The 12,727-nt window shown below is 69.4% G+C and carries 13 protein-coding genes and 1 pseudogene; 4 read left to right on the forward strand and 10 right to left on the reverse strand.

Annotated elements, in window-relative coordinates; genetic code table 11:
- Positions 1–84: 84 nt before the first annotated feature.
- The 3 genes from qcrA to ctaE are packed head-to-tail and all read right to left on the reverse strand — an operon-like array spanning position 85 to position 2,702.
- On the reverse strand, positions 85–1,200 hold the full coding sequence (gene qcrA, locus EGM46_RS13790) for a cytochrome bc1 complex Rieske iron-sulfur subunit (RefSeq protein ID WP_125100707.1): 1,116 nt from the start codon (positions 1,198–1,200) through the stop codon (positions 85–87).
- A gap of 46 nt (positions 1,201–1,246) precedes the next feature.
- Entirely contained in the window at positions 1,247–2,056 is an 810-nt protein-coding gene (qcrC, locus tag EGM46_RS13795; RefSeq protein ID WP_125100708.1) for a cytochrome bc1 complex diheme cytochrome c subunit, read from the reverse strand.
- A gap of 16 nt (positions 2,057–2,072) precedes the next feature.
- A complete protein-coding gene (ctaE, locus tag EGM46_RS13800; RefSeq protein ID WP_125100709.1) occupies positions 2,073–2,702 on the reverse strand; it encodes an aa3-type cytochrome oxidase subunit III in 630 nt (209 codons plus the stop codon).
- 235 nt (positions 2,703–2,937) lie between these two features.
- On the opposite strand from ctaE, the gene trpD reads away from it, so the two are divergent.
- Positions 2,938–4,002 carry an anthranilate phosphoribosyltransferase gene (trpD, locus tag EGM46_RS13805; RefSeq protein ID WP_125100710.1) on the forward strand — a complete coding sequence of 355 codons (1,065 nt, stop codon included), beginning with the start codon at positions 2,938–2,940 and terminating at the stop codon, positions 4,000–4,002.
- A gap of 144 nt (positions 4,003–4,146) precedes the next feature.
- On the opposite strand, the gene EGM46_RS13810 is transcribed toward trpD, so the two are convergent.
- The 6 genes from EGM46_RS13810 to fdxA form a co-directional block, all read right to left on the reverse strand.
- Complete coding sequence (locus tag EGM46_RS13810) at positions 4,147–5,178, reverse strand: M23 family metallopeptidase (protein WP_125100711.1); 1,032 nt, start codon at positions 5,176–5,178, stop codon at positions 4,147–4,149.
- 97 nt (positions 5,179–5,275) lie between these two features.
- Positions 5,276–7,270, reverse strand: coding sequence for a BCCT family transporter (locus EGM46_RS13815; RefSeq protein WP_125100712.1), 1,995 nt, complete (start codon positions 7,268–7,270; stop codon positions 5,276–5,278).
- 166 nt (positions 7,271–7,436) lie between these two features.
- The gene (locus EGM46_RS13820) at positions 7,437–8,060 is read right to left on the reverse strand and encodes a phosphoribosylanthranilate isomerase (protein ID WP_125100713.1); all 624 of its coding nucleotides are present in this window, start codon (positions 8,058–8,060) and stop codon (positions 7,437–7,439) included.
- Positions 8,061–8,219: 159 nt separating this feature from the next.
- Positions 8,220–8,852, reverse strand: coding sequence for a superoxide dismutase (locus tag EGM46_RS13825; RefSeq protein WP_125100714.1), 633 nt, complete (start codon positions 8,850–8,852; stop codon positions 8,220–8,222).
- 53 nt (positions 8,853–8,905) lie between these two features.
- Positions 8,906–9,457, reverse strand: a complete 552-nt coding sequence (locus EGM46_RS13830; RefSeq protein WP_125100715.1) for a flavin reductase family protein — start codon at positions 9,455–9,457, stop codon at positions 8,906–8,908.
- 21 nt (positions 9,458–9,478) lie between these two features.
- Positions 9,479–9,805 (reverse strand): ferredoxin, encoded by a 327-nt coding sequence (gene fdxA, locus EGM46_RS13835; protein WP_125100716.1) that lies wholly within the window; start codon positions 9,803–9,805, stop codon positions 9,479–9,481.
- A 78-nt stretch (positions 9,806–9,883) separates the two neighbouring features.
- Between fdxA and soxR the strand changes: the two genes are divergently transcribed.
- Positions 9,884–10,369 carry a redox-sensitive transcriptional activator SoxR gene (gene soxR / locus EGM46_RS13840; protein WP_125100717.1) on the forward strand — a complete coding sequence of 162 codons (486 nt, stop codon included), beginning with the start codon at positions 9,884–9,886 and terminating at the stop codon, positions 10,367–10,369.
- A gap of 1 nt (position 10,370) precedes the next feature.
- Here the strand turns inward: soxR and EGM46_RS13845 are convergent, their stop codons facing one another.
- Complete coding sequence (locus tag EGM46_RS13845) at positions 10,371–11,879, reverse strand: SulP family inorganic anion transporter (RefSeq protein WP_125100718.1); 1,509 nt, start codon at positions 11,877–11,879, stop codon at positions 10,371–10,373.
- Positions 11,880–12,035: 156 nt separating this feature from the next.
- Between EGM46_RS13845 and EGM46_RS15210 the strand changes: the two are divergent.
- Both EGM46_RS15210 and EGM46_RS15050 read left to right on the forward strand, forming a co-directional pair.
- Positions 12,036–12,203: pseudogene (locus EGM46_RS15210) on the forward strand (chromate transporter); the annotation flags it as partial.
- Positions 12,204–12,211: 8 nt separating this feature from the next.
- On the forward strand, positions 12,212–12,727 hold a 516-nt coding region (locus EGM46_RS15050; RefSeq protein WP_431194088.1), incomplete at its 3' end, for a chromate transporter.

Here is a 12,727-nt window from a genome sequence, read left to right on the forward strand (position 1 = left end):
TGGTGCGCTCATCGATGTAGTTCGCGGCCGCGGACGTGAAACGGCTGGAGCCGTTCTGCGCGGGCGATTCGGTTACGGTGCTGCTCACTTGAGACGCTCCCAGTAGCTCGGGCCGACAGGTTCATGGAAATCGCTCTGCGCGACGAGGTAGCCCTCATCGTCAACCGTGATCGGGAGCTGCGGCAGGGGACGCTTCGCGGGACCGAAGACGACCTTCGCGTGCTCGGACACGTCGAACTGCGACTGGTGGCAGGGGCACAGCAGGTGGTGCGTGTGCTGCTCGTACAGCGCGACGGGGCAACCGACGTGGGTGCAGACCTTCGAGTACGCGACGATGCCGTCGTACGACCAGCTCTCGCGCTCGGGGAGCTCCTTGAGCTCGCTCTGATCCAGACGCATGAGGAGCACGATGGCCTTGGCCTTCGCGTCGAGCAGCGTCTCGCTGCCGCCGCGCTCGTCCAGGCTGAGCTTCGCGAACTCCTCGTGGGTGAGCGTCTCGGGGATCACGTGGAAGGCCGAGCCGATGGTGACGTCGCTCGCCTTGATCGGAACACCGGAGGGGTCGCGGGCCAGACGGATGCCCTTGTCCCACATCGTGTGACGGAGCAGCTCTACGGGATCGCGATCCTGCGGGGCGAGTCCGCGCAGCAGGGTGATGCCGGGGAGCGGGAACGCGATCAGCGCGCCGATCAGGCTGTTGCGCACGAGCGAGCGGCGCGAGAAGCCCGACTCCTCGTTCGCGAGCTTGAAGATCTCGGCCGAGGCCTCGCGGGTCTCCGTGTCGCTCGGCACCGGGTGACGGTAGTCGATCGACTCGTGATCGGCCATGAGGGCCTTGCCCCAGTGCACCGCACCGATGCCGATGGCGAGCATGGCGAGTGCCATGCCGAGGCCGACGACCAGCGTGTGCACGCGGATGGCCATGGGATCGCCGGTCTCGATCGGGAGGAACATGTACGCGAGGACCGCGCCCAGGCTTCCTGCGATGGAGAGGTAGAAGAGGGTGTAGACCGTGCGCTCCGCACCCTTCTCCTTCCGCGGATCCAGATCCGTGACGCGCTTGCGGTGCGGCGGAAGGCCGGGATTCTGCACGGCGTCCGACGAGATGACTGCGGTTCCCGCCGCGCCATCGGCCGAGCCGTGGCCCTGGGCTGCGACAACGGCGCCGGTGCCGCCGTTGTTCTTCGCTTCCTCTGCCATGTTGCTCCTTGACTCCTGACTCATGAAACTCGTTGCGTCGTCGAACTTAGTTCGACTTCGCGGTGACCCAGACGGTGAGGCCGATGATGGCGCCCAGTCCGATCACCCAGATGAAGAGACCCTCAGCCACGGGGCCGATCGACCCAAGGGTGAGGCCGCCGATTGCGGGCTTCTCCTCGATGTACTTGAGGTACGAGATGATGTCGGCCTTCTGCTGCGGCGTGATGTTCGCATCGCTGAAGACGGGCATGTTCTGCGGGCCGGTGACCATGGCCTCGTAGATGTGCGTGGGAGCGACACCCGTGAGCTTGGGGGCGAACTTGCCCTGGGTCAGCGCGCCGCCGGCAGCCGAAACGTTGTGGCACATTGCGCAGTTGATGCGGAAGAGCTCGCCACCCTTTGCGATGCCCTCGGCGTCGCTGTCGGCCTGCAGGTACTGGGTCTCGGGGAGAGCCGGTCCCGGTGCGAGCGAGGCAACGTATGCGGCCATCTGCAGGGTCTGCTCCTCGGAGAACTGCTTCGGCTTCACCATGCCCTGGGGGCCCTGGAAGGCGAGCGGCATGCGGCCGGTGCCGACCTGGAAGTTGACCGAAGCTGCACCGACGCCGACGAGGGAGGGCCCGTCAGGCGTGCCCTGCGCGGCAGCGCCGTGGCAGGTGGCACAGTTCGCGCCGAACAGCTTCTCGCCCGCCTCGATGGTTGCGGGGGAGTTGAGGTCGATCTCAGCGGTGGCGGAGGTCTGGCTGAAGCCAGCGTACGCAGCTCCGGTCACGAGCAGGCCGACCGCGACGAGCGCAGCGGTCGCGAGCGGGTGTCGGCGTCCGGACTTGCGGACGTTGTTCTTGGCGCGAGCCATGAGTTCTGGCCTCCCCTTAGTAGCCCTGCACGAGTGGCAGGACGTAGATGACGATGAACAGGATGATCCAGACGATGTCGACGAAGTGCCAGTAGTAGGACACGACGACCGCCGTGGTCTCTTCCTTGTGCGTGAAGTTCTTGACCGCGTAGATGCGGCCGATCACGAGCAGGAAGGCGACGAGGCCGAGCGACACGTGGATGCCGTGGAAGCCAGTGGTGAGGTAGAAGGCCGAGCCGTACGGATCGGACGCGAGGGTGATGCCCTCGGACACGAAGGTGGCGTACTCCCAGGTCTGACCTGCGACGAAGATCGCGCCCATGAAGAAGGTCAGGAAGAACCACTCAACGGTGCCCCACTGCGACGGGCTCTTACCCGTTGCGCGCGGCTGGCCGCGCTCTGCGGCGAACACACCGGCCTGAGCGGTGAAGGATGACGCAACCAGAATCAGCGTGTTCACCAGGGCGAAGACAAAGTTGTGCTTGGCGGTCTGCTCCACCCACAGCTCGGGGTTCATAGCGCGCAGCGTGAAGTAAATCGCGAACAGGCCCGCGAAGAACATGACCTCGCTGCCGAGCCACACGATCGTGCCGACGGCGACGAGATTCGGTCGCTTCACCGAAGGCACGGCTGACTTGGTATTCATAGTGGTCGTTGTCACCCCTCCATTATGGCTGAAAGTTTGGTGTGCGTTTTCACTCGTGACCGGCGCGCCGAACTTTCTGCGAGATTCCTGACAAGCCTACCGCTTCGGCGAGGTGATTGTGGACATCGCGCGGGCGATCCGTGAGTATCTCCGCGAGATTTGGCGTGTTTCAGTGAGTGGCGCGCGCCCCGCCTGCGTGTCGTGGGCTGGCGCGTCGCCTCGATAGGATGACGGAATGATCGACGAACGCACCTGGCCCACCGTGCTCACGACGCTGCTCGACGGCGAGGATCTCAGCGTTTCCCAAGCTGAATGGGCCATGGCGAACTTCATGACCGGGGCGGCGAGCGGCGCGCAGATCGGCGCGTTCCTGGTCGCGCTCCGCTCGAAGGGCGTCACGGTCGACGAGGTCATCGGGTTCCGCGACGCGATCCTGTCCGAAGCGCTTCCGCTCGACCTCCCCGCGATGTCGCTCGACATCGTCGGGACCGGCGGCGATCGCTTCGGCACGGTGAACATCTCGACGATGGCGTCGATCACCGCTGCGGCCGCGGGCGCCCCCGTGGTGAAGCACGGCAATCGCGCCGCGAGCAGCCAGTCGGGATCCTCCGACGTGCTGAGCGCGCTGGGGATCGACCTGGAGCTCGACGCGGCCGGCGTGACCCGGGCGTTCTCGGAGGTCGGGATCGCGTTCGTGCACGCCGCACGGTTCCTCCCCGGCTTCCGCCACGTTGCGCCGGCGCGAGCCGACCTCGGTATTCCTACCGTGTTCAACTTCCTTGGTCCGCTCTGCAACCCGGTGCGGCCGGAGGCCTCGGCCGTTGGTGTTGCCGACATCGACCGGGTGCCCATCTTCGTTGGCGTGTTCCGGCTTCGCGGGGCCTCGGCGCTCGTGTTCCGCGGGGACGATGGGCTCGACGAGCTCACCACCACCGGCCACTCGCGCCTGTGGGAGGTCAGCCGCGGCGGCCTCACCGAGCACGACATCGACCCGCGCGATCTGGGGCTCCCGCGCGCGCAGATTCAGGATCTCGTCGGCGGTACCCCGCAGGAGAATGCTGCCGTTGTGCACCGTGTGCTGCAGGGGGAGCGTGGTCCGGTGCGCGATATTGTGCTGCTCAACGCCGCGGCTGGCCTCGTTGCGTACGATCTCGCGAGCCGCCCGGAGTCGGTGGAGCGCGCCCTGCTCGAGCGCCTGAGCGAGAAGCTCAAGGTGGCTGAGGACGCGATCGACTCGGGTCGCGCGGCCGCGAAGCTCGCGGACTGGGCGCGCGCGACGAGCGAGCCCCACACAAGCTAGCGAGTATCCCTCTCCCTCGCCCCCTCCCCAGGGAGCCCCCATCGAAGAGTGGCAAACCGACGCTTCAGTGCCGCGAAGCGTCGGTTTGCCACTTCTCAATGAAAGAAGCAGGGCTTGGGGCCAAGGCCCAGGGCTTGGCCCAAGCTAGGAGGTCTCGCTCGCCTTGCCTGGGGTTGTGTTCTCGGCGGTGCGGTCCACGCGGCTGTACTTCGCGAGGAAGGGCATCGGGTCGGTCGGCTCGTCGTTCACGCGGAGCGCCATGTGCAGGTGAGCACCGAAGGCGAGCCCGGTCGCCCCGACCCGGCCGACCGGGTCGCCCATCAGGACCTCATCGCCAACGGCGTACGAGTGCGAGGCGTCCTGCATGTGGCAGTACCGGCTCGTCACCTCCTTGCCGTCGATGTCGTGCTCGAGCTTGAGGCCGAAGCCGCAGCCGTCGCTCGCGAAACCGGCCTCGAGCACCGTGCCGTCGGCGATCGCGTAGATCGGCGTGCCCGCCGCGGCCCCGAAGTCCTGCGCGTCATGGAACTGCTCCACCGGCGCGGTGCGGTAGCCGAAGGGGTCGGTGAGCAGCACCGACTGCTGGAACGGGTAGTTCACGAGTGCGCGTGCGCGGTAGGTGTACGTGCCGGCGATCGCCTCGTCCACGTCGACGGCGCTGATCTCCGCGAGCGAGGCCGGGATGTCGTCGGCCGACACCTCGGAGAAGAGGCGCTGCTGGGACGCGGCGGCGGCGACCTCTTCCTCGGCGGCTTGGGTGAGTGGCACCGCGGCGGACAGTACGAGCCCGCCGACGCTCGCGGCCGCGGCGGCCGCGGCGATGCGGCGGCGCAGTGGACGACGCGGCTGCGGGGCGGGCGCTGCGCTGTCGGCGCCGGTGGCGAGATCGCGCTCGGGGAGCGGCACGCGCACATATCCGCCGGCCAGGACATCATCCTGCGGCGCGGTACTCAGCTCGGGATCGCTGACGCGCTCGGGCTCAGGCTCAGCACCCAGCGCTGGATCGCTGACGCGCTCGGACTCAGCCTCGGGCTCGCGCTCGGCGATCAGCTCGGGGTCCTGCGCCAGCTCGTCGGTCGCCCGCTGCTCGGTCTGCGCCGCGCTTCGTGCGGCCGCTTCGCGCAGCGCGCGGCGGCTCGGGAAGGGGCGTGACGCGGAGGGTGATGAGTCGAGCATTCGGACTTTCGGTTGGCGGTACCGCACGCGAGCGCGCGGCGAAGATAACGAACAGGTTACAGTCGCGCGACGCGAAACTCCAGTTTTTGCCGCTTGCTCACAGATCTTCGGGCTCTGAGCGGGGCTTCTCTGTGCCCTTCGCATTGGAATCCTGCCCATCGGCTGGCGCGACGTGCGGCTTCTCGCCGACGGTGAGTGAGGCGTCGCCCGACGCGGTGTGCTCGGGGCGATCCGGCCCCTTCTCCTGGATGCGGCCCGGCTCGAGGGTGCGCCGCACGTCCTCGGGGGTGACCTGCTGGATCGGGCCGGTGGTCGCGTCGACGTACCACTCGGTGAGCACCGGGTCGGTGCTGTCGAAGCCGGCGCCAGCGCCCTCGTCGGCCGGCACCTCGCTCGTGCCGAACACGAAGTCGTCGCCGTACTCGTCGATGCCGCGGCGCACGCCCTGCGCGATGGCCGCCTGCGCGTACTTCCTGCGAATGATGTAGGGGTCGGTGCGGAGGTCTTTCGCCCAGGCGAACATGATGCCGATGACCACGAGCGCGAACGGCAGCGCCGAGACCACCATGAGGGACTGCAGGCCGCCGAGGGTGTTCCTGCCGCCGGCGAGCAGCAGCGAGATCGCGATGAGGCTGAGCAGCAGGCCCCACAGGATCGTCACCCAGCGCGAGGGCTCGGGTCGCCCGCCCTGCGACATCGATGCCATCACGATGGAGGCTGAGTCGGCCGCGGTGACGAAGAACACGACGACCGCGATCATGGCGATCACCGAGGTGAGCATGCCGAGGGGGAGGCGCTGGAGGAGATGGAAGAGCACCTCCTCGCCTGAGTCCCCGGTCTGCAGGTTGACCCCGTTCAGGCTCATGTAGATCGCGGTGCCGCCGTAGACGACGAACCACGCGATCACGATCGCCGACGGCACGAGCACCACGGTGGTGACGAACTCGCGGAGCGTTCGCCCGCGCGAGATCTTCGCGATGAACATGCCGACGAACGGCGTCCACGACACCCACCAGGCCCAGTAGTAGGTGGTCCACGAGGAGAGAAACGTCGCGGTGTCGCCGCCCTGGTTCGGGTTGCGCGCCAGCATGAGGCCGAGCTGCTCGAAGAACTCGACGAGCGAGGACGGGAAGAAGTTCAGCAGGAACACGGTGGGGCCGGCGACGAGCACGAAGAGGCCGAGGCTGCCGGTGAGCACCATGTTGAGGTTCGAGAGGCGCCGGATTCCGCGCTTCACCCCCGACACCGCTGACGCGATGAAGAGCGAGGTGAGGATCGCGATCGCGCCGACGAGGAAGGTGTTGCCGAGCGGGCCGATGCCGGTGACCATGCGGAAACCGCTCTCGATCTGCAGCGCCCCGATCCCGAGCGAGACCGCGGTGCCGAAGAGCGTCACGATGATGGCGAAGATGTCGATGGTGCGGCCGAGCGCGCGGTGCGATGCGCCGGGGAACACGGGCTCGAAGAGCGCGGAGATGAGCGGTGCCCGGCCGCGCCGGTACGCGCTGTAGGCGATGGCGCCGCCGACGAGCGCGTAGAACGCCCAGGCGATCGGCCCCCAGTGCAGGATCGTCTGCGCGAGCGCGGGGAGGGCGGCGTCGGCGGTGCCGGCGGCCTCGGTGACGCCGGGCGGAGGGCTCAGGAAGTAGGTGAGCGGCTCGAGCGGACCGTAGAACAGTAGGCCGATGCCGAGGCCGGCTGCGAACAGCATGGAGATCCAGGATGGGGTGCTGAACTCGGGCTGCTCGTCGTCGGCGCCGAGCCGGATGCCGCCGGTGCGGCCGTAGCCGACCACCAGCATGAAGAGCGCGACCGTGATCGCGAGCGCGCCGAAGAGCCAGCTGAAGTTCGCCGTGACCCAGGCGAGGGACACCTTCCCGACCTCGGCGAGCGCGTCGGGGGCGATGAAGGCCCACGCGATCACTCCGACGGTGAGGCTGAGCGTCACGACCAGCACGATCCAGTTGGTGGGGAACCGCATGCCGGTCTGCTCGACCCCGATGCCGGGCAGGAGGCCCGGGTGCGGCAGCGGGGGAGGTGTGGGAACCGTGATCTTGATGGTCCGCTTCCCCTGCGGGTTCGACTTCGGCATGATTCTCAGCCTCCGGGTGGTGCGGTGAACGACGGCCGGGTGGCGGCCACGGCTCTACGCTAGCGACGGCTGAGTGCCCCTGACCAGGGATTTCGTGGCGAGCGCGCGAAGGATCGCCGGCGAAACCGGCTCGGAGCTGGAGTTTCTGTCGTTACCTGTTTGTGATCTACGCCTGGCGCGCCGCGGCAATGAACTGCCTGATGAGCTCGGGATCCTTGCGGCCGGGCGCGACCTCGACGCCGCTCGACACGTCGACGCCGCCGGGGCGCGCGATGCGGATCGCGGCCGCCACGTTCGTGGGGCTCAGCCCGCCGGCGAGCAGCCAGTCGGTGCCGAGCCGCGCGGGATCGAGCCGCGACAGATCCCAGGTCTCACCCGATCCGGGCACCGCCCCGTCCACCAGCAAGCGCTCCTCACCGAACTCGCCGGCACGTAGCTCGGGGAAGTGGGCGAGTGATGCTGCGCGCCAAACGCGCGGGAGAATCTCTGCGGCCGCGGCGATGTCCGCCAGCGTGTAGTGTCCGTGCAGCTGCACGACGTCGAAGCCGAGCTCGCGTGCGCGGGTCGCCGCGTCGGCGGCAGACATGCGGTTCACGACGAGCACCGTGTCGATCCGCCGCCGCTCGGCCGTGCCTGCCGCGCGCGCCGCGGCAACGACCGCGCCAGCCTCCGCGTCGCTCGCATGCCGGGAGGTCCCCTCGCTCATCACGACGCCGACCGCGTCGGCGCCGGAGCGCACGGAGAGCTCGGCGTGCTCCGGCTCGCGGAGGCCGCAGATCTTCACGTACATGGCGCTCCTCGGCGATCGGGTGGTGCTGGCCAGCGATCTGGCCACGATCGCCCAGTGTACTGCGCATCGCCGCGCACACTGCGCCGGGCCCGGGGCGACATCGTGTCGCCCCGGGCCCGGCCGCGCTCGTGCCGCCCCCGACACGCGCGCGCAGCGCGGCTATCGGCTCGCGGCCGTGATGAGCCCCGCGGTCTGCTCGCGCGCCGCGGTGAAGCGGCGGGCAACATCTTCCCAGTTCACGACGTTCCAGAACGCCTTCACGTAGTCGGCGCGGACGTTCTGGTAGTCGAGGTAGTACGCGTGCTCCCAGACGTCGAGCTGCAGCAGCGGCGTGACGCCGAGCGGCGCGTTGCCCTGCTGGTCGAAGAGCTGGAAGATGACGGGTCGCGCGCCGAGCGAGTCCCACGCGAGCACCGACCAGCCGGAGCCCTGCACGCCCATCGCGGTCGCCTCGAAGTGCGCGCGGAACGCCTCGATCGAGCCGAAGTGGCTGCCGATCGCCTCGGCGAGCTCGCCGGTGGGATCCCCGCCGCCGTTCGGCGACATGTTCTCCCAGAACACGCTGTGGTTGATGTGGCCGCCGAGGTTGAACGCGAGATCCTTCTCGAGCTTGTTGATCGTCGCGAGCGAGCCGCTCTCGCGCGCTTCCGCGAGCTGGGCGAGCGCCGTGTTCGCCCCGGTCACGTACGCCTGGTGGTGCTTGGAGTGGTGCAGCTCCATGATGCGGCCCGAGATGTGCGGCGCGAGCGCCGAGTAGTCGTAGGGGAGGTCGGGGAGGGTGTACTCGGTCATTGCCGGGTCCTTTCGATATGCGGATCGTGCTGCGGAACTGGGGAAGTGCTGTCTCACTGCCCGCGCTGGGCGGGCTCGAGCGCCGCGCCGAGCCGGTGGAAGGCCCGATCGCGGTAGACCACTGGGGTGGTCGGCGTGCCGAGGTGCACCTCGAGCACCTCGGCGACCACGAGCGTCGACGCGCCAACGGCGGTCGACTGGAGCGTGTGGCAGCGCAGTGCGGCGCGGACGCCGGGGAGGAACGGCTCGCCGGTGGGGAGCGTCTCCCACCCCTGCGCCTCGGTGAAGCGCTCGCCCCCGCTGACCGCGAACTCCTGCGCGATGGCGACGTGCGGCTCGTCGAGCAGGTGCACCACGTAGCTTGGGGCCGCCAGGATGCCGCCGGCGCTGCCGGTTGCGCGGGTGACCGAGAACACGAGCGCTGCGGGATCCAGGCCGACCGACGCGACGCTCGATGCGGTGAGGCCGACGGGGCCCGCGGCGGTCTCCGCGGTGATCAGCGCGATCCCTGCGGGGTGCGTGCGGAACGCGGCTTTCAGGCCGTCGGCCAGATCCGCCGCTACTTCGCGCGTGCCGATCACCTCGGTGCGTGGTGCGGTGTCCATGTGTGTGGTCCTCTCCGGCGCTCAGGCGGTGACTGGCTGGGGCGGCAGCGCTGCGATGATGGGGTGGTCGAAGCTCAGCGGCCCCGTCTTGGCTGCCCCGCCCGGGGAGCCGATCTCGTCGAAGAACTCGACGTTGGCCGTGTAGTAGTCCGACCACTCGCCGGGCAGATCGTCCTCGTAGTAGATCGCCTCGACGGGGCAGACGGGCTCGCACGCGCCGCAGTCGACGCACTCATCCGGGTGGATGTAGAGCATGCGGTCGCCCTCGTAGATGCAGTCAACGGGACACTCATCAATGCACGCGCGATCCTTCAGGTCGACGCAGGGCAGCGCGATCACATAGGTCATGCGTGCAGGGTGTTTCGCTTCGACATGGACTCAAGAGTAAAACCTCAAGTATGCTTGAGGTCAAGGAGGGAGGCTGGGATGACGGGAGAGTCCGCGGAGAGCGAACGTCGTTCCACGGGGTCGCACGCGCCCGAGGAGCTGCTGACGGTCGGGGACATGAGCCGCCGCACCGGCGTCGCGGTGTCCGCGCTGCACTACTACGAGCAGCTCGGCCTCATCGCCTCGCGGCGCACCGCGGGGAACCAGCGGCGCTACCCGCGGTACATGCTGCGTCGCGTCGCCCTCATCTCGGTGGCGAAGCGGTTGGGGATCCCGCTCTCGGACGTGCAGGACAGCTTCGCCGATGTGCCGCTCGAGACCCCGCCGAGTCACGAGGACTGGCAACGCGCCTCTCGCCGCTGGAAGAAGACCCTCGAGCAGCGGCGGCAGGGGATCGAGGAGCTGGAACGCGAGCTCACCGGCTGCATCGGCTGCGGTTGCCTCTCGATGAAGGCCTGCCGACTCCTGAACCCCGACGATGAGCTCGGCGACAGCGGGGCCGGGGCCCTGCGTATTCGTGTCTGAGTCAGGCGCCGCCCAGTGTGCCGGTCAGTCTGCCATGCAGCGCGCGCGAGCGCGCGTTCATGCCGAACAGAGTGACGTGCACGCCGCGCCGCGCGTAGCGGGTCTCAATTGCATCGATGGCCGCGACCGTCGAGGCGTCCCACATGTGGGCCGCGCTGAAGTCGATGACCACGCGAGCCGGATCCTCCGCGTACGCGAATCGGGTGGTCAGGTCGTTGCTCGACGCGAAGAACAGCTCCCCGCGCACCGCGTAGTGCGCGGTCTCCTCGCCGGGCTCTCCCGAGACCGTGCGCGTGACCTCGACGACGCTCGACACGCGCCGCACGAACAGCACCGACGCGGCGATCACCCCGGCGCCGACCCCGATCGCGAGGTTGTGGGTGAGGAGTACTGCGGCGACCGTCACCAGCATGACGAGCGACTCGCTGCGCGGCAGCCGGCGCAGCGTCGCCGGCGCGATCGAATGCCAGTCGAACGTCGCCACCGAGACCGCGATCATCACGGCGACGAGCGCCGCCATCGGAATCGCCGCGACCACGTCGCCGAGCACGAGCACGAGGACCAGCAGGAACACGCCGGCGAGGAACGTCGAGACGCGCGTGCGGGCGCCCGACGACTTCACATTCATCATCGTCTGCCCGACGACCGCGCAGCCGCCCATCCCGCCGAAACAACCAGACATCAGGTTCGCCACGCCCTGGCCCCACGCCTCGCGGGTGCGACTCGTGCGCGTGTCGGTGATCTCGTCGACGAGCTGCGCGGTCATGAGTGACTCCAGTAGACCGACGCACGCCATCCCGAGCGCGGCCGGGCCGATGATGGCGAGCGTGTCGAGGGTCAGCGGCACGGACGGGAGGAAGAACTCCGGCAGACTGCTCGGCAGCTCGCCCTGATCGCCGACGGTCGGCACCGTGATCCCGAGCGAGACGACCGCCAGCGTGACGAGGACGATCGCGACGAGCGGCGCAGGCACGGCGCGCGTGAAGCGGGGCAGCAGTGCGAGCACGAGCAGCCCGCCTGCGACGAGCGGGTAGACGGCAGCCGGCACCCCGATCAGGTGCGGCAGCTGCGCGCCGAGCACGAGCAGCGCGAGCGCGTTGACGAAGCCGACCATTACACTCCGCGGGATAAACCGCATGAGCTTCGCGACGCCGAGCAGCGCGAGCACGATCTGCAGCACCCCGGCGAGCAGCACGGTCGCGACGAAGTACTCGATGCCGTGATCGCGCATCACAGGCGCGATCACGAGCGCAACGGCGCCCGTCGCCGCCGTGATCATCGCCGGGCGGCCGCCAACGAACGCGATCGTGACCGCCATGATGCAGGAGGAGAACAGCCCCATCCGCGGATCCACGCCCGCGATCACGGAGAACGCGATCGCCTCGGGGATCAGCGCGAGCGCGACGACGAGGCCGGCGAGGGCCTCCCGCGTGAGGATGCGCGGTGAGCGGAGCGCTGCGCGAACGCTCAGAGGGCGCTGGGCAGTGAACTGCGCGGCGTGGCTCGGCATGCCGGGTCCTTTCGAGTGGCTGCGCGGGAGACACGCGCAGAGGGGCAGCGTACCGGAGCCGCGCCGCCAAAGGCCAGGCGGCGCTCCGGGGCCGCGCCGCGCCGCGTCGCCCACTGTTCACTTGCACGGCGGCGAGCCGCGCGCCAGGCTAGCTGGATGGCCAGCTCCGATCCCGCCCCCGAGCCGTCGCGGCCGCCCGTGCCCGATGCGGCGCCGGCCGGCTCGCCGGGCGAGGTGTTCCTCGCGTTCCTGCGGCTCGGGCTCACCTCCTTCGGCGGGCCGATCGCGCACCTCGGCTACTTCCGCGACGAGTTCGTGACGCGCAGGCGCTGGTGCACCGACGCCGGCTACGCCGAACTCCTCGCGATCTGCCAGTTCATTCCCGGCCCGGCGTCCAGCCAGCTCGGGATCGCGATCGGGCTTCAGCGCGCCGGCGCGCGCGGCGCCGCCCTCGCCTGGCTCGCGTTCACGCTCCCGTCNCCGGCCCGGCGTCCAGCCAGCTCGGGATCGCGATCGGGCTTCAGCGCGCCGGCGCGCGCGGCGCCGCCCTCGCCTGGCTCGCGTTCACGCTCCCGTCGGCCGTGCTGCTCGTCGCCCTCGCCGCCGCGGGGACCGTGCTGCCGGAGCTCCCGGTCGTACGCGGCGCGCTGCTCGGTGTGCTGGCCGGCGCGGTGGGCATCGTCGCGCACGCGGTGGCGAGCATGGCTGCGGGGCTCGCACCCGATGCGTGGCGCCGCGCCCTCGTGCTCCTCGCCCTCGCGCTCGCGCTGCTGCTGCCAGGCGCGCCAGGCCAGGTGCTCGCGATCCTCTGCGGCGTCGGCGCCGGGATCGCCAGGTGGGGCGCAGGC

The organism is Leucobacter chromiireducens (assembly GCF_003917135.1).
Classification (GTDB): domain Bacteria; phylum Actinomycetota; class Actinomycetes; order Actinomycetales; family Microbacteriaceae; genus Leucobacter; species Leucobacter chromiireducens_A.

Excerpts from the sequence above, each read along its gene's own strand:
- ctaE (WP_125100709.1), bottom strand. The coding sequence starts at position 2,702 with ATGAATACCAAGTCAGCCGTGCCTTCGGTGAAGCGACCGAATCTCGTC.
- soxR (WP_125100717.1), top strand. The coding sequence starts at position 9,884 with ATGACGGGAGAGTCCGCGGAGAGCGAACGTCGTTCCACGGGGTCGCAC.
- EGM46_RS13815 (WP_125100712.1), bottom strand. The coding sequence starts at position 7,270 with ATGCCGAAGTCGAACCCGCAGGGGAAGCGGACCATCAAGATCACGGTT.
- qcrA (WP_125100707.1), bottom strand. The coding sequence starts at position 1,200 with ATGGCAGAGGAAGCGAAGAACAACGGCGGCACCGGCGCCGTTGTCGCA.
- EGM46_RS13845 (WP_125100718.1), bottom strand. The coding sequence starts at position 11,879 with ATGCCGAGCCACGCCGCGCAGTTCACTGCCCAGCGCCCTCTGAGCGTT.
- EGM46_RS13820 (WP_125100713.1), bottom strand. The coding sequence starts at position 8,060 with ATGTACGTGAAGATCTGCGGCCTCCGCGAGCCGGAGCACGCCGAGCTC.
- fdxA (WP_125100716.1), bottom strand. The coding sequence starts at position 9,805 with ATGACCTATGTGATCGCGCTGCCCTGCGTCGACCTGAAGGATCGCGCG.
- EGM46_RS13825 (WP_125100714.1), bottom strand. The coding sequence starts at position 8,852 with ATGACCGAGTACACCCTCCCCGACCTCCCCTACGACTACTCGGCGCTC.
- qcrC (WP_125100708.1), bottom strand. The coding sequence starts at position 2,056 with ATGGCTCGCGCCAAGAACAACGTCCGCAAGTCCGGACGCCGACACCCG.
- trpD (WP_125100710.1), top strand. The coding sequence starts at position 2,938 with ATGATCGACGAACGCACCTGGCCCACCGTGCTCACGACGCTGCTCGAC.
- EGM46_RS13830 (WP_125100715.1), bottom strand. The coding sequence starts at position 9,457 with ATGGACACCGCACCACGCACCGAGGTGATCGGCACGCGCGAAGTAGCG.
- EGM46_RS13810 (WP_125100711.1), bottom strand. The coding sequence starts at position 5,178 with ATGCTCGACTCATCACCCTCCGCGTCACGCCCCTTCCCGAGCCGCCGC.